At 70.7% G+C, this 15,357-nt stretch carries 11 protein-coding genes; 5 read left to right on the plus strand and 6 right to left on the minus strand.

Annotated features, from left to right (window positions below):
* The first annotated feature begins 21 nt into the window (after window positions 1-21).
* The 3 genes from MKL20_RS22965 (at window position 22) to rlmN (ending at window position 2,451) form a co-directional block, all read left to right on the plus strand.
* The gene (locus tag MKL20_RS22965) at window positions 22-528 is read left to right on the plus strand and encodes a DUF29 domain-containing protein (protein ID WP_243972283.1); all 507 of its coding nucleotides are present in this window, start codon (window positions 22-24) and stop codon (window positions 526-528) included.
* Between the two features lie 28 nt (window positions 529-556).
* Entirely contained in the window at window positions 557-895 is a 339-nt protein-coding gene (grxD, locus tag MKL20_RS22970; RefSeq protein ID WP_244038613.1) for a Grx4 family monothiol glutaredoxin, read from the plus strand.
* Window positions 896-1,176: 281 nt separating this feature from the next.
* Entirely contained in the window at window positions 1,177-2,451 is a 1,275-nt protein-coding gene (gene rlmN, locus MKL20_RS22975) for a 23S rRNA (adenine(2503)-C(2))-methyltransferase RlmN (RefSeq protein WP_244038614.1), read from the plus strand.
* A 197-nt stretch (window positions 2,452-2,648) separates the two neighbouring features.
* On the opposite strand, the gene MKL20_RS22980 is transcribed toward rlmN, so the two are convergent.
* The 4 genes from MKL20_RS22980 to MKL20_RS22995 all read right to left on the minus strand — a co-directional run bounded on the left by MKL20_RS22980 (window position 2,649) and on the right by MKL20_RS22995 (window position 10,968).
* The gene (locus tag MKL20_RS22980; protein ID WP_244038615.1) at window positions 2,649-3,773 is read right to left on the minus strand and encodes a mechanosensitive ion channel family protein; all 1,125 of its coding nucleotides are present in this window, start codon (window positions 3,771-3,773) and stop codon (window positions 2,649-2,651) included.
* A 188-nt stretch (window positions 3,774-3,961) separates the two neighbouring features.
* Window positions 3,962-9,241 carry an alpha-2-macroglobulin family protein gene (locus MKL20_RS22985; protein ID WP_244038622.1) on the minus strand — a complete coding sequence of 1,760 codons (5,280 nt, stop codon included), beginning with the start codon at window positions 9,239-9,241 and terminating at the stop codon, window positions 3,962-3,964.
* 548 nt (window positions 9,242-9,789) lie between these two features.
* Entirely contained in the window at window positions 9,790-10,089 is a 300-nt protein-coding gene (locus tag MKL20_RS22990; RefSeq protein WP_243972277.1) for an antibiotic biosynthesis monooxygenase family protein, read from the minus strand.
* A gap of 18 nt (window positions 10,090-10,107) precedes the next feature.
* Window positions 10,108-10,968: a Kdo hydroxylase family protein gene (locus MKL20_RS22995; protein WP_244038616.1), complete on the minus strand. Its 861-nt coding sequence runs from the start codon at window positions 10,966-10,968 to the stop codon at window positions 10,108-10,110.
* Between the two features lie 209 nt (window positions 10,969-11,177).
* On the opposite strand from MKL20_RS22995, the gene MKL20_RS23000 reads away from it, so the two are divergent.
* Window positions 11,178-11,630, plus strand: a complete 453-nt coding sequence (locus tag MKL20_RS23000; RefSeq protein ID WP_244038617.1) for an RNA polymerase subunit sigma-70 — start codon at window positions 11,178-11,180, stop codon at window positions 11,628-11,630.
* 233 nt (window positions 11,631-11,863) lie between these two features.
* On the opposite strand, the gene MKL20_RS23005 is transcribed toward MKL20_RS23000, so the two are convergent.
* A complete protein-coding gene (locus MKL20_RS23005) occupies window positions 11,864-12,865 on the minus strand; it encodes a GNAT family N-acetyltransferase (RefSeq protein ID WP_244038618.1) in 1,002 nt (333 codons plus the stop codon).
* A gap of 153 nt (window positions 12,866-13,018) precedes the next feature.
* Window positions 13,019-13,504: an Hsp20 family protein gene (locus MKL20_RS23010; protein WP_244038619.1), complete on the minus strand. Its 486-nt coding sequence runs from the start codon at window positions 13,502-13,504 to the stop codon at window positions 13,019-13,021.
* Between the two features lie 194 nt (window positions 13,505-13,698).
* Here MKL20_RS23010 and MKL20_RS23015 point away from each other — a divergent pair, with 194 nt between their 5' ends.
* Window positions 13,699-14,730: an alpha/beta fold hydrolase gene (locus tag MKL20_RS23015; protein WP_244038620.1), complete on the plus strand. Its 1,032-nt coding sequence runs from the start codon at window positions 13,699-13,701 to the stop codon at window positions 14,728-14,730.
* The last annotated feature ends 627 nt before the right edge of the window (window positions 14,731-15,357 follow it).

Here is a 15,357-nt window from a genome sequence, read left to right on the forward strand (position 1 = left end):
TTCTTCGCGAGAGTCCGCCCGATGGACCGACCGAGCCTCTACGACGACGACATCGTGACCTGGGCTGAGGAGCAGGTGACGGCCTTGCGCGTCCTTGCCCTGCGCGGCGACCTGTCGAACGCGGTCGACTGGGCGAACGTGATCGAGGAGATCGAGAGCGTGGGGCGGGCCGATATTGAGCGGGTCGAGAGTGCTATCCTCCAGCTGTTGATCCACGTCCTCAAATATGCGTCGGCGCCTGGTGCCCAGTCGACGAAATCCTGGCGCAAGGAGGTCCTTGTCTTTCAGGCATCCGCGCGTCGGAATTATCGGCGGTCGATGCGGCAGCGCATCGACTGGGACGCGCTTTGGTCGTCAGCCAGAAAGATTGCTGATTCCTCGCTCAGGATGTTCGGCGACGCGCTGCTCGGCGGGTTGCCGGACCGCATGCCGTTCACGCCCGAGGAGATAACGGCGCCCGGCTTCGACATGGACGAAGCGCTGGAGCGTCTCGCCACGGTGTTGAATTCCGACCCTGGTCACCCCTAAATCACGCTATCGCACGAGGACTGACCTAATGACCGACGCCAACGCAACCATCCAGAACGAGATCGCCTCCCAGGACGTGGTGGTGTTCATGAAGGGCACGCCGCAGATGCCGCAATGCGGCTTCTCGGGCCAGGTGGTGCAGATCCTCAATTACCTCGAAGTGCCGTTCAAGGGCGTGAACGTGCTGGCCGACCAAGCCATCCGCGAGGGCATCAAGGCCTTCTCGAACTGGCCGACCATCCCGCAGATCTACGTGAAGGGCGAGTTCGTCGGCGGCTGCGACATCACCCGCGAGATGTTCCAGTCGGGCGAGCTGCAGACCTTTTTGGCCGAGAAGGGCATCCCGGTGAAGTCCGCCGCCGCCTGATTTTTTTGGGACTCTGCCGGATGGATCAGGGCGCCTGCGGGCGCCCTTTTTCGTGCCGGGTCGGGCTTATGCAGCCACGGCCATCGCGCCCCGTTGGGTCACCCGTGGGCGGGGCGCATTCGCGTTCGCCGGCGCGATCGCCTATATCAGAACCGTTCCATGCCCAGACGCCGTCGATCCCCGTGTGACCGGCGGCGTCTGGGCCTTTGTCGTGACGCGCTCTCTTTCGCCGAACCGGCTTCCACTTCGGCGGAGAGCGCTCTGAGGATAGACCGATCATCATGGCGACGCCGTCGCTCGACAGCGCCCGCGCGGCCGAACCCGCGATCGAAAAGGCGCCCGATTTCCAGCCCGCACTGCTCCCCGGGCGGCCGCCGTCGCTGGTCGGGCTCACCCGCGACGCGCTCAAGGCGCAGCTCGTCGGCATGGGCGTGCCCGAGCGCGAGAGCCGCATGCGGGCGGGCCAGATCTGGCACTGGGTCAATTTCCGCGGGGCGACCGACTTCGCCGCGATGACCAATGTCGGCAAGGCCCTGAAGGCCGAGCTGGCGCAGCATTTCACCCTGGAGCGACCCGAGGTCGCCAGCCGCCAGGTCTCCCGCGACGGCACCCGCAAGTGGCTGCTGCGCATGGCGCCGACCAACCCGCAGGAGCACAATCGCGGCGCCGAGATCGAGTGCGTCTACATTCCCGGCCCGGACCGCGGCACGCTCTGCGTGTCGAGCCAGGTCGGCTGCACCCTCACCTGCTCGTTCTGCCACACCGGCACGCAGCGCCTCGTGCGCAACCTCTCCTCGGCCGAGATCGTGCAGCAGCTCGTGGTCGCCCGGGACGAGCTCGGCGACTGGGCCGGCCAGATGCCCAGCCGCGACGCCTCCGGGGCCGGCGAGGTCGGGCGGCTGGTCACCAACGTCGTCTTCATGGGCATGGGCGAGCCCCTGTACAATCTCGACGCCGTGATCGACGCGGTGGGCGTGATGTCGGACCAGGAGGGGCTCGGCCTCTCCCGGCGGCGGATCACGGTCTCGACCTCCGGGGTGGTGCCGCAGATCCCCCGGCTCGGTGAAGCAGCCAACGCCATGCTGGCGATCTCGCTCCATGCGGTGCGCGACGAGCTGCGCAACGAGCTGGTGCCGCTCAACCGCAAATACCCGATCGCGCAGCTGCTCGAAGCCTGCCGCACCTATCCGGGCGTGAGCAACGCCCGCCGCATCACCTTCGAGTACGTGATGCTGAAGGGCGTCAACGATTCCGACGCGGATGCGCGCGAGCTGGTCCGCCTGCTCAAGGGCATCCCGGCCAAGATCAACCTGATCCCGTTCAATCCCTGGCCGGGCAGTCGCTACGAATGCTCGGACTGGGACCGGATCGAGCGCTTCTCCGAGATCGTGTTCAACGCCGGCTACGCCTCGCCGGTGCGCACGCCCCGGGGCCGGGACATCCTGGCCGCCTGCGGTCAGCTCAAGAGCGAGACCGAGAAGCTGCGCGCCCGAGCCCGGCTGATGCAGGAAGAGGGCATCGGCGCCGAGGGGTTTTATGCTGGGCTCGACGACTGAGCCGTAGCGCGTCGTTCCGGTCCGGGGCCTGATCGGGTCCCTCCATCTCACCCCCGCCCCTCATCCTGAGGTACTGCGCAGCAGCCTCGAAGGAGCCCTCCAGCTGGCCGCGCGATCCCTGGAGGTCTCCTTCGAGGTTCGCTTCGCTCACACCTCAGGATGAGGGCGTGGCTGGGATGGGCGCCCGGGTTAAACCCTCACGCCGCGATCCGCTGCCCATCCGCGCGGCGCAGGGGCGGCTCTTCGGCGCCGACCCACTCGGTGCGATGCCGCGGCAGGGCCTCCGGGTGCTCGGCCTGGAGCCAGGTGATCATCGCCTCGCGGATCACGCAGCGCAGGTCCCAGGCCTGGGGGGCGTTGCGGGCGCTCACCAGCATCCGCACCTCGATGGTCGATTCCTTGGCGTCCGAGACCTGCAGGTTGACCACCTTGCCGTCCCACAGGGGCGTGGCGGCGGCGATCTCGGAGAGCTTCTCGCGCATCCGCGCCACCGGGGCGCGGTGGTCGACGTAGAGGAACACGCTGCCGATCAGCGAGGCGCCGTCGCGGGTCCAGTTCTGGAACGGCTTCTGGATGAAGTAGGTCAGCGGCAGCACCAGCCGGCGCCAATCCCACAGGCGCACCACCACGTAAGTGGAGGTGATCTCCTCGACCCAGCCCCACTCGTTCTCGACGATGATCGCATCCTCGATCCGGATCGGCTGGGTGATGGCGATCTGGATGCCGGCTACGAGGTTCGACAGGACCGGCTGCATCGCCAGGCCCAGGATCAGGCCGGCGGCGCCCGCGGAGGCCAGCAGGCTCACCCCGTACTGGCGTACCGGCTCGAAGGTCATCAGCGCCACCGAGACCGTGATGAGGCCGACCAGGGTCACGGCGGCGCGCTCGAGGATGCGCATCTGCGTGAAATGCTTGCGCGCCAGGAGGTTGTCCTCGGCGTCGAGCTTGAACCGGCGCAGGTAGATCACCGTGGCGATATGGAGCGCGGTGGCGCAGCACCAGCCGGTGAGCGTGACGAAGGCAACGAGCAGGATCTGGTTGAGGGCGATCCGGACCTCCCAGGACAGGTGCACCGTGGTCGAGGCGAGGCTGATCGCCACGACGATCAAGCCCAACCGGCTCGGGCCGTGGGTGCGGGAGACCAGGGAGCGCCAGAACAGGCTCTTGCTCGCCACCGCCCGCTTCATCGAGCGGTAGGCGACGCCGTGCAGCGGCATCACCACGGCGCAGCAGACGACGATCACGATCAGGCTTTCGGCCCACCACGGCAGATAGGCCAGCACGGAGGCGGCACGGCCGGTCAGGGCATCAAGGTCCGGCATCGGGCATCACCTCCACGGGTTCCGAACGGGACCTGGAGGAATGGGTCGCGCCAGTCGAGGTTCCGCATCGCACCATGCCGCCGCTGCAACGCAGCGGCCTGGTGAGGGCGCGGCCGGGCGGTTGCGTTTCGGCGAATCGCCGTAGCATTCACGCGCTTGCCCGTGACGCGCGAACGCAGGTCTGCGCGCTACCGCGCCGCGCCAATCTCCACGCTCCCGGTCGCCATGCGGCCGAACCGGGCCGGGCGGTACATGTCCTCCACCGAGGCGCCCGGATGCACGTAGGTGCCCGGCGAGACCGCCCGGACCGTGTAGGCCACGGTGAAGAACGCCGGCTGGCTCGGGTCGCGGTCGTAGGCGGCCACGAACCGGTCGTCGCGGAACTCGGTGTGGACCGGCTGCACGTCGGACTTGGCGAAGGCGAGGCCCTGGAGGGCGTCGGCATCGAGCAGCTTCGGGTTGTCGATCTCCAGCCCGGCCGGCAGCGGATCGACCAGCAGGAGCCGGGCGGCCTGGGCCTTGTCCTCGGTCACCTTGAGCACCACCACGAGCCGGTCGTTCTGGCGCAGGCCCTGGGCCGGATCGACCAGGCTGCCGTCCAGCCGGTGGACCGTGCGCGCGATCGTGTAGCCCTGCGCGGCGGCGGGCTCAGGGATCAGCGGATTGCCGTTCACCCCCAGCACCACCTGAACCGGCGCCCGGCCGGTATTGGTGAGTTCGACATTGCGCCCCTCCAGCGCCGCCCCCCGGTAGATCCGGGCGAGCGCACCGGTCTGCGCCACGCCGTCGAGGCTGAAGGACAGCGCTTCCGCCTCCTTGGACAGACTTTCGGCAGCGAGCACCAGCCAGGCGTTCTCCTGCGTGCTGGTCGCTCGCGTATCCTGCCGCTCCTCGCCGATGATGGCGGCCACCGGGGCCAGCGCGGCCTGGGTGAGCCCGCTCTCCGCCGCCAGGGCGATCAGCCCGGCGCCGTCGCGCAGGCGGGAGCCGTAATCGGCCCGGTAGAGGCCCGCATCCCGCCGGGACTTCAGCGCAGCGAGCGCCGAGTCCATCACCGTGGCGGCCCGGCCCCGGTCGCCGAGCAGCGCCAGGGAAGCCGCGAGCTGCGCCCGGGCGAGCCCGGTGGCGAAGGCGTCGAGCTTGGTGTCGGCGAGGTAGCGCAGATCGCCGATCACCGGCCGGCCGTTGCGGGCCAGGACGTAGGCCGCGTAGGCGAGGTCGGCGCCGCCATCCCGCACCTCCGTGGCATTGGCGACACTGTTGCGCAGGCGGTCGAGGGCCTGGGCGAAGGCCCCCCGGGGCACGGCGAAGCCGCGCTCCTTGGCGCGGGTGAGGAAGTCGGTCACGTAGGAATCGAGCCAGAGGTCGCCCGAGCCCTGCGCCGACCAGAGGCCGAAATCGCCGCTCGCATCCTGGTGGGCGAGCAGCCGCTCGATCGACTCCCGCACGCGGTCGTCGACGTTGGCGTCGAGGGCGAGCTTGTCCAGGGCGGCCAGGCGGTTGACGTAGAGCAGCGGCATCGCCCGGCTGACGATCTGCTCGGAGCAGCCGTAGGGATAGCGGTCCAGCGCCTGGAGCAGGGCCGGCACGTCGAGGCCGGGCAGCGCCGAGGCCGAGAGCGAGACGCTGCCGGTGCCGGGCAGCAGGTCGGCCAGGAGGTCGGCGCTGACCGTCAGGCCGGTCCCGGGGGCGAGCGTTCGCACCGAGCGGCGCAGCAGCGCCCCGGTCCCCGGCAGCACGCCGAGCGCGAAGCTCTGGCTCAGGGTGCCGTCGAGGCCCGGCCCCGACAGGGCGAGGTCGAGCCGCGCCGTGCCCGGCCCCGCGGCGGTGAGCGGGACCGCGACCTGACCCCGTCCCCCGGCCTCCAGCCGGATCGTCTGCCGCAACGCGCTGGCGCCGATCAGGATCGGGCCCGAGGGGGCGATGTCGACCGTGTAGTCGCCAGTCCGGCCCTCGACGTTGTCGAGCGCCACGAACAGGCGCGAGCGGTCGCCGGTATCGAGGAAGCGCGGCAGGGTCGCGGCGAGCACCACGGGGTCGCGGATGATCACGTCCGCCTGCGCCTGGCCGACCCGGTCGCCGCTCCAGGCGGTGACCATCACCCGGCCGGTGCCGTTGAAGGCCGGCAGCGGGAAGGTGACGCTGGCGGCGCCATCCGGCCCCACGGTCACGACGCCCGAGAACAGGGCGAGCGGCGCCTGGGTTGGCGGCGCGTCGGCGAGCTCGCCGCCGCCCGCGTCGCCGCCGGAGCGGATCGCCCCGGCCGAGCCCTGCATGCCGTCGATCAGGTAGCCGTAGAGGTCGCGGAATTCCGGCCCCAGGGCCCTCTGGCCGAGGAAGTACTGGGTCGGGTTCGGCGCCTCGTAGCGGGTCAGGTTGAGGATGCCGACATCGACCAGCGCCACGGTGATCCGGGCCGCCTCGCCGGGTTTCAGCCCGGTGAGCTGTACCGGGAGGGTCAGGTCCTGCCGCGGGCGGGTGCGCTCCGGCGCCTTGAGGGTGACGCCGAGGCTGCGCCGCTCCCGGTCCACCGAGAACCAGGCGAGCCCCAGCGCCCGGCCCGGCAGCCGCTTGGCCGCCTGGTCCAGGGGCCGGTAGGCGGTGGCGACCAGGTAGGCACCCGCGCCCCACGCGGCCTTGACCGGCAGGCTCACGGTGGTGCCGCCTGCCGGAACGCTGACCTCCACGGTCTCGTGCACCCGGTCGCTGACGACCATGAGGCTGGCCTGCCCCTTGAACTTCGGGCTGAGCGTGGCCCGCAGCGTGTCGCCGGCCGCGTAGGCGGGTTTGTCGAGGGTCAGGTCGAGCAGGTCCGGCGCGTCCGCGGTCTCGGAGCCGCCCCAGCCGACCTCGAAGCCGAGGCTCGCGGTGGCCTGCGGGGCGCCCGCCGTCGCGATCTCCAGCCGGTAGCGGCCGACCTCGCCCACCGGCGCCTCGATCCGGCCCGGGGCCCCGGCCGTCAGGTCGAGGCTGCCGCTGGCGACCCGCCGGCTGGTCTTGACCGCCTCGAACGACCAGCGGCCGTCCGAGCGATACCATTGGTAGGTCCGCTCCACCCGCGACAGGGTCCAGGTCACCCCCGGCCGGGCCAGCAGCGTGCCGTCCGGGGCGGCGAACGCCGCCTCGAAACCCGCGCGGTCGCCCGCCTTCAGCTCCGAAGAGGTCTTGCGGAGGGCCAGCACCGGCCCGGCCGGCAGGATCGGCAGGGTCAGGCTGCGCGACAGCGCCCGGCCGCCGGGCTCGCCCACCGCGAGGGTGATCTTCGCCTCCAGCGGCCGGGGCGCGGCCACCTCCGGCAGGGGCACGGTGACGGTGGCGCGGCCTTGCCCGTCCGTGGTGGCGTGGGTCGAAAGCTCCTGCACGCTCGGCTCCACGGCCTCGTCGTCGAGGCCGACCGTGTAGCCCGCCAAGCCCGTGATGCCGCTGCCCGAGGCCGCCTGCACGACGACGCTGCCCGACACGTCGAGCCCGGCGCCCGGGGCGCCGTAGAGGTAGCGCGCGGCGACATCGACCTGCGCGGCCTCGCCCCGGCGCAGCGCGGCCTGGGCGGCCTTGAGGGTCACCTCCAGGCGCTCGGGGACGTAATCCTCCACCAGGAAGCTGGTCGTGCCCAGCGCCGGGGCCTTCGGATCGGTATAAGCCGAGACCCGCCAGGTGCCGTGCATGGCCCCCGACAGCAGCGGCAGGGGCAGCGCCCGGCCGCCGAGCCCCTGATCCGGCACCGAGACCCGGCGATACTCGACCCCGTCCGGGCGCTTCACCACCAGGGTCAGCGGCAGGTCCGGCACTGCCGCGTTGCGGGGATCGCGCAACAGGGCGGTGATCTGCACCGTCTCGCCCGAGCGGTAGACCCCGCGCTCGGTGAACAGGTAGGCGTCGAGCCCGCCGCTCTCGGGCCGGCCCTTCACGCCCCGGTCGGTCAGGTCGAAGGCGCCGAGATTGAGGTCGAGGAAGCCGTAATCGTCCCCCGCCTGGGCGACCACCAGGCTCGGCGCGGTGCCGCCCTCCCCGCGGGCGAGGCCCGGATCGAAGGCGGCATGGCCCTGCGCGTCGGTCCTGGCGGTGCCCAGAACCTCGTTGTTGCGGGCGATCAGCCGGATCTCGGCCCCCGGCAGAATCTGCGCGGAGGCGAGCGAGCGCAGGACCACGTGGACCCCGTCCCGCCCCTTGGTGGCGGTGAGCCCGAGATCCGAGACCACGAACCACTGGGTCGCCTGGGTCTCGTAGCTGTCCTCGTCCTGTGTGGCGGTGCCGGAGGGGCGGGCCAGCATCACGTAGAGGCCGGGCTCCAGCTTGCCGACCGCCTGCAGGACCGGGAAGGCGGTCACCGCCTCCTGGTTCAGCTCGGCCTTGGCGGTGTCGAGGGTGCCCTTCCAGACGCGCACGCCCTTCTCGGCCGCCAGGGTCCTGGCGGTCGCACCGCTGAGCTGGCCCAGAAAATCCTCCGAGCGCAGGGTCGGCAGCAGGCCGCGGTCGCCGATGCGCAGAACTTCCACGTCGAGCTTCGCGGCATTGACCGAGACCAGGGGCACGCCCGCCTGGCCGGTGCGCGGCAGGACGTAGTTGCGCCCGGTGAACCGGACCTGCGGGGCGCGGTCGCGGACGTAGATCTCGTAATCGGTAGATGTGAGCAGGCTCTCGCCCACCGTCGACGGCAGGCCCTGGCGCAGGACCACGGCATAGCGGCCGCCATGTTTCAGGCCGTCGACGCAGACCTGCGAGCCCTCCGCGGTCACGGCGGCGGCACTGCTGCCCGAGACCGCCACGTAGGGGGCGTAATCGGTCTTGGGCAGGACCGGCTCCGACAGGGTGACGCACAGGCGCGGGGCGGCGGCGTCCGCATCGACCTTGTAGCCGAGAACGCGGAAGCCGTGCTCGGCCCGCAGGGCCTCATAGGTCCGGTGGATTCCGGGAACGTCGTCGAGGACGAGGCTGGCGGCATAGGCCTCCAGGGCCGGCCGCCAGGATGATTGTCCGACCTCCAGGGCGGCGAGCTGCGCCAGGGATGCCGCCGCGTCTGCGGGCGCGCTGGAGCGCTCATAGGCGCGGTAGGCGGCCGCAACGGCCCGATCCCGCAGGCGGGCCCGGCCCTGATAGTCGTTCTCCTCCAGGGTCTCGACCGCCGCCGCGGCGGCGCGGGAAAATGCCTGCCAGGAGCGGATATCGGACGGGTCGGCCGCCACGGCCGCGGTGAGCGCGCCCAGCGCCTCGTCCGGCTTGCCGGCGGCGAGCAGGGCCTGTCCGGCGGCGCGGGACTGGCCGGCGGGCTTGAGCGGCCCCCCGGCCTCGGCCTTGAGCGTCGCCTCGAGCCGCACGGCGGCGCTGGCGAGGTCGTTCCGGACGAAGCTTTTTTCGAAGGCGGTCGCCTGGGCGGCCCGGGGCTTCGGCGCCGTCTGGGCGAGGACTGGCCCGCAGGCGAGACCTGCCAGAAGCGCCAGAGCACCCGCAAGCCGGTTCCGCCACACCATGCGCTTGCCCTCGTCGGCCCCGGATCCCGGACGAATCGCCCCGGGATCGGCCGGGCGGGAGCCTAGCACCTGCGAGTCCCGCCGCAACGCCTTGGGCGCGTGTTCGGAGCCGTTCTGCGGCTCCTTTGCAAGGGGCTACGGCCGCGACAGGGTCGAGGCGCGAGGGGCTTTTGCAGGCTGCGACGCACCTCCGCTCCCGTACGGGCTACGATGTTTCACACATCGGCTTGCGAAAGCCGCCACGCGCCCCCTCTCCCGTGCGGGAGAGGGTTGGGGTGAGGGACCAGGACTTTCCGGAGAGGTCGCATCCCTCACCCTGTCCCTCTCCCGCACGGGAGAGGGGACCCGCGCCACATCCGGGGATGTGTGCACCCGATAGCCCGCAGGAGGGGGGAGGGAGACGCGCTTGGGGGTAGCCTTGGCCCTCATCCGGCAGCGATTGTGAACGTCGTAGCCCGCACGGGAGAGGAACCCGCGCCTGTCATGGGGAACGGCGTGGCCGGTCGTGCCGCGCCGTCCCGGCCAGCGCGGCACGACATCCAAAAGAATCAGAACGCCTTGAGCACCTGCTCGGTGTGCTCCACCGAGACCGGACCGGCGAAGCAGTGCGAGACCAGGGCGCGGTAATCCTGCCAGGGCTGGGAGCCGGTGAAGTCCTTGGTGTGGGCTTCCAGCGTGTCCCAGTGGATCATCAGGCGGTAGCGCTGGGGATGCTCGATCGAGCGGCGCACCTCGAAGGCGCGGCAGCCCTTGGCGGCCTTGAAGATCGCCGAGGCTTCCGCGATGCCGGCCTCGAACGCCGCCTCCATCCCGGGCTTGATCTCGATCTGTGCGATTTCGAGGATCATGGCGTCGAATCCTTATTCTTACGCGTGGAGGGGACGGCCGAGCTTGGTCGCCAGGATGCGCTGCGGGCTCAAGGCCGGGTCGGCCTGGGCGGCGACCGGCAGGTAGGCGGTCTGCTCCAGCATGTAGCGGCCGCCCATCGCCCCGTGCATCACGAGGTCGGAGAAGGTCACCCAGGTCGCGCCGGGCCGGAACGCGACATCGGCCTGCGGAGCGCTCGCCTGATAGGTCTCGTCCTGCTTCAGGGCGTCGTGCAGGTGCAGCATCAGGTGGTCGTATTCGGAGCGCCGGGCCTTGGTGATCCGCAGGGCGGCGAGCACGTGCGCCGAGAGGGCTGAGTAGCGCGGGACCCGCGGCAGGAATTTTTCGGCCATCGAGCCGAAATCCTCGCCGACCCGCCAGCGGCGCGGCTCGCCCGCCGGGTTGATGTTGCGGAACACCCGCAGGATCCGCTTCTCGCCGATCGGGTTCGACGGGAAGGCGTCGACATGCAGCCGCGTGTCGTCGCGCCGCCAGCTGAGCTTGCGCTGGTCGACGTCGAAGGGGCGGTAGGAGGTGCCGGCCAGGCTCACCCGGTCGGCATAGTCCGGCAGGTAGGTGCCGATCAGGTCCCGGGCGAAGGCGCGGTAGCGGATCAGGAGCTGGCGCAGGGCTTCCTGCTCCTCCGGGGTGCCGGCGGCGCCGCGAAGCTCCGCGGCCTCGCCCCGGATGTTGACGTTCTTGGCCTTGCCGTCCGCGAAGGGCCGCTCGGTGAACCGGCGCTCGAAGGCGCTGAACGGGAACGGCAGGTCTGGGAACAGCAGCACCGCCCCGGCTTCCAGCTCCCGGGCCAGGGAGCCGGCGGATTCGCCGGGGGCGACGGTGCGGATCGGGCTGATCATCGTGCGCGGGCCGGGCCTGCCTTGCCGGAGGGGCGCAATCCTGTAGCCGAGCCGCCGTCGGGAGGCCAGGGGCGGCATTTCCGGTGGATGACATCGCCCGTCCACCGCCACCGCCCGGGGCCACGGCCCGGAGCGCTTGCGCAACCGCCGCGTTCCCGGCACGTTCCTCCACAAGTACCGGCCCACGAGCCCGGCGGAGGATGGCGCCGATGGCGACCCTGAAGGAATTCGAGGAAGCCCTGCGCGAGCACGGCATGAACATGGCGCTGGCGCTGCTGGAGCGCCTGCGCGAGCGCGACCGCGCCACCCGCACGGTCAAACCGGCCCGCCGGCTGACCGGCCAGAAGATGACCCCCGAGCTCGCCCGGGCGATCCTCGACCTGCACGCCTCCACGGGCATGACCCAGCAGGAGATCGCCTTCAAGGTCGGGGTCAACCAGGGCCGGGTCAACGAGGTGATCAAGCGCGGCAAGTGGCTGTCGGACGATCCCCAGGCCCCCGAGGCGGTGGCCCGGGACAAAGCGCTCGCCCGCATGCGCGGCGACCCCAAGCCGAAGAAGCCGCCCCTGGCCGCCGCCCGGGCCAAGGAGCGCAAGGCAGCCGCCCCCAAGGCCCCCGCCAAGGCGCGCAACCAGGGCCAGCTGGCGTTGGGGGATTTGTAGGGTAACGGGACGCCTGAGGAGCGGCCGGGGTCCCAAGGGGCAAGCGCCGGCTCCGCTTGCAAAGTGAAAATCCCACCCTCGCCCTCATCCTGAGGTGCCGAGGTGCAGCGGAGGCCTCGAAGGAGCCCTCCAGGACTCGCGCGGCTGGCTGGAGGGCTCCTTCGAGGCTGCTCCGCAGCACCTCAGGATGAGGGCGAGGGTGGGAACGGCCGTTTTTCCCCGCCTCAGCCCGCTCAGTTCCCCGGCGCGAAATGCCCCCGGTAGCGCGCGCCGATCGCCTCGACCGGGAGCGCCACGAACACGTCGGTGGTGCCGAACTGGCGGTCGATCACCGCGCCCTCCCCGAAGGTCGCGCCGAGCCGCAGGTAGCCCTTGATCAGCGGCGGCAGCGCCTGCAGCGCCGCCTTCGGGTCGATCGCCTCAACCGGCAGCCGGTCCATCGCCACCGCCCGCTCCGGCAGGGCCCGGGCCCGCCATTCCTCCGGGGCGCGGGCATGGTGGTGCAGGAACGACAGCGGCAGGGCCAGGCGGTCCGGATCGGTCCCCTCCAGGCTGGCGCAGCCGATCAGCGCGTCGATCCGGTGGTGCAGCACGTAGGCGTAGATCCCCTGCCACAGCAGCTCGACGGTGCGCTTGCTCCGGTAGGGCTTGAGCACGCAGGACCGGCCGAGCTCGAGCAGCCGCCGGTGCTTCTGCGCCGCCAGGATCGGCTCAAGGTCGTACTCGCCCTCGGAATAGAAGCCGGCATGCCGCTCGGCCACCTCGCCCCGAAGCAGCCGGTAGGTCCCGACCACCTTCGGGCGGTGCTCGACGAACGGCTTCTTCCGCCGGGGCGCGGAATGGTCGAGGACCAGGAGATGGTCGCAGAGCGCGTCGTAGGCGTCGGCATCTCTTCGCGACAACGCCGCGAGACCCGTCGGGATCGCCGCCATCTCTTCGTAGAAGACCTTGAAGCGCAGGCGCTGCGCCCGCCGGATCTCGGATTTCTTCGCAGCGAGACGTACTTCGAGATTGCCGATCCGGCCGAGGCTGCGGCCCTCGAACGGCTCCGGCAGGCGGATCGCCTGCTCGGACGACAGGATTTCGGCGATGCCCGCAGGGCCGGCCTGAATGAGCGCGTGCCGACGGCGGAGCTTCGCGATCGGCGCGCCGACGCCCCATTGCACGCCCTGCACGCCCTTGTGCCAGCCGGCTCCGAGCGCGCTGTAGGCTCCGCGGGCGAGATTGGCGACCATGGTCGGGTTCACTCCAGGCGCACGACCGTGCACCGTCCGGACCCTTAAAGAGCACGCCGCGCACACGCCATTATGACAGCCGCGACATGAAAACGCCCCGGCCGGGGCCGGGGCGCTCCATCACGCGAATAGGGTCTCAGGCCGGCAGCCGGATCAGGCCGCCTGCTGCTGGACCGCGTCCTTGCGCACCTCACCCTCGATCACCGGCGCGGACGGGGTGCCGGCCGTGGCGATCTGGATGCGGCGGGGCTTCTTCGCCTCCGGCACCTCGCGGACGAGGTCGATGTGGAGGAGGCCGTTCTCCAGGGCCGCACCGGTCACCTGGACGTGGTCGGCGAGCTGGAAGCGGCGCTCGAAGGTGCGGGCGGCGATGCCCTGGTGCAGGAACTCGGCCTTGGCCTCGGCCTTGCGCTCGCCCTTGAGGGTGAGGGCGTTCTCCCGGACCTCGATCGACAGGTCGGACTCGGTGAAGCCAGCGACCGCGACGGTGATGCGGTAGGCGTTCTCGCCGGTCCGCTCGATGTTGTAGGGCGGGTAGGTCGGGGCCGCCTCGGCGGTGGCGAACTGGTCGAGGGCGGAGAACAGACGGTCGAAACCGACGGTGGAACGATACAGGGGGGCGAGATCGAACTGACGCATGACATATCCTCGTATGAGCAACATGCAGGGCTGGTCCGCCCGATGGGCCGGACCCGTCTTTCGTGCCGCCTGACGGCCGGCACAGACGAGATATCGGGGGTGGAAAATCGGCCTTCAAGACCCGTCGCAAGGGCCGAATCCGAGATTTTTTCGGCTACGGTCACGCTGACGCCCGGACGCAGCGAGGTGGCCCCGTGAGACGGTTCGACGGCGAGATCGGACGGGAGCCGCCGCTCCTGACCCTGCGCAGCACGCCCGACAATCCGGTGCCGCCCGGCGGCACCCTGATCGCGGTCGGCACCCGCGACGACTGCACCCTGCGGGCGGCCTATTGGCAGAGCACGGCGCGGACCTGCCGGGGCACGGTGTGCCTGCTCCAGGGCCGGGCCGAGTTCATCGAGAAGTACTACGAGACCATCCAGGATCTCCGGACGCGGGGCTTCGCCGTGGTGGCGTTCGATTGGCGCGGCCAGGGCGAGTCGGACCGGCGGGTCGACGACCCGCACAAGGGTCACGTCGCCCGCTTCGACGATTACCGGCTCGACCTGCGGGCGGTTGCCGAGACGGTGCTGGTGCCGCTGATGCCCGAGCCGTATATCGGCCTCGCGCACTCGATGGGCGGCTGCGTCGCCCTGATCGGGGCGCTCGATGGCTGGCTGCCGTTCCGGCGGCTGGTGACCGTGGCGCCGATGCTGTCGATCCGGATGGTGCGCTGGCCCGCCGGGGCGGCGTTTCTGTCGCGGGCCCTGCACCGGATCGGGCTCGGCCACTGGTACATCCCGCTGGGCAAGCCGGTTTCGATCGCCACCAAGCCCTATGCGGGCAACCGCCTGTCGCGCGATCCGGTGCGCTATGCCCGCAACGCGGCGGCGGCCCGGCAGGTCGGCGCCGGGGCGGTCGGCGACCCGACGATCGCGTGGCTCGCGGAGGCGTTCCGGGCGATGGCGCGCCTGCGCGACCCGCGCGTCGCTCCGCGCATCACGCTGCCGACCCTGATCGTCGCGGCCGGCGCCGACCCGGTCTGCGGGACCCTGGACACCGAGCGGTTCGCGGGCCGGATGAAGGCCGGCCACATCCTGGTCCTGCCGGATTCCCAGCACGAGATCCTGAGCGAGCGCGACGCGATCCGGCAGGATTTCTGGGCGGCCTTCGACGCCTTCGTGCCGGGCTCACCCTTGCCCTCGCACAATGAGGTGGAGGCGCACCAGGCCGTGCCGGTGGCCTGAGCCCTCGCCGCGCGCCCGTCACATTGGGATCCCAAAGGGCTCAGCCCTTTGGCGGGGTATCGAGGCGGAGCCCCGATGCGCCAGGGCTCTGCCCTGGACCCGCAAAAGGTCCTAGACCCAGCGCTTTCGAGGTGTTTGGATTGGGCCCCATCCAAGGATTTTTCCTAACGGGAACAATCGATTTGGATCGCAACCCAGGTCCGATGATGCGCGCGCGATCCTTACCAAGGGTAATCGCCGCAGGGACGATACGGATGTGGAAGGGAGACCGCGTGAGGAGATCCTCCCCTTCCACGAGGCCCGGATTTCCACGGAGGCATCAGCCTCCGTGGAAATCCGGGGCGCCGCAGGCGAGCCCGGGATCCAGAGCCGCCGACGGCGCAAGTCATTGACCCCAAGATGTTTCTGGATCCCGGGCTCCGCTTCGCGGCCCCGGGATCACGGGGTTGTTTCCAGACCGGGCTCTGCAAAGACTAAGCGTCGTGAGGCAAGCGGGACAGTCCGCTGCCGCAAACACCCTCAAAGGGTTGGGTCTCGCTCCGATCAGCCTGACAAGGCAAATGTCCGAGAAGTGTGGAAAGAAGTTGCAGATCGCTTGCAGTGCTTACCGGAACGAATGATCATCGC

The organism is Methylobacterium sp. E-066 (assembly GCF_022829635.1).
Lineage (GTDB): Bacteria > Pseudomonadota > Alphaproteobacteria > Rhizobiales > Beijerinckiaceae > Methylobacterium.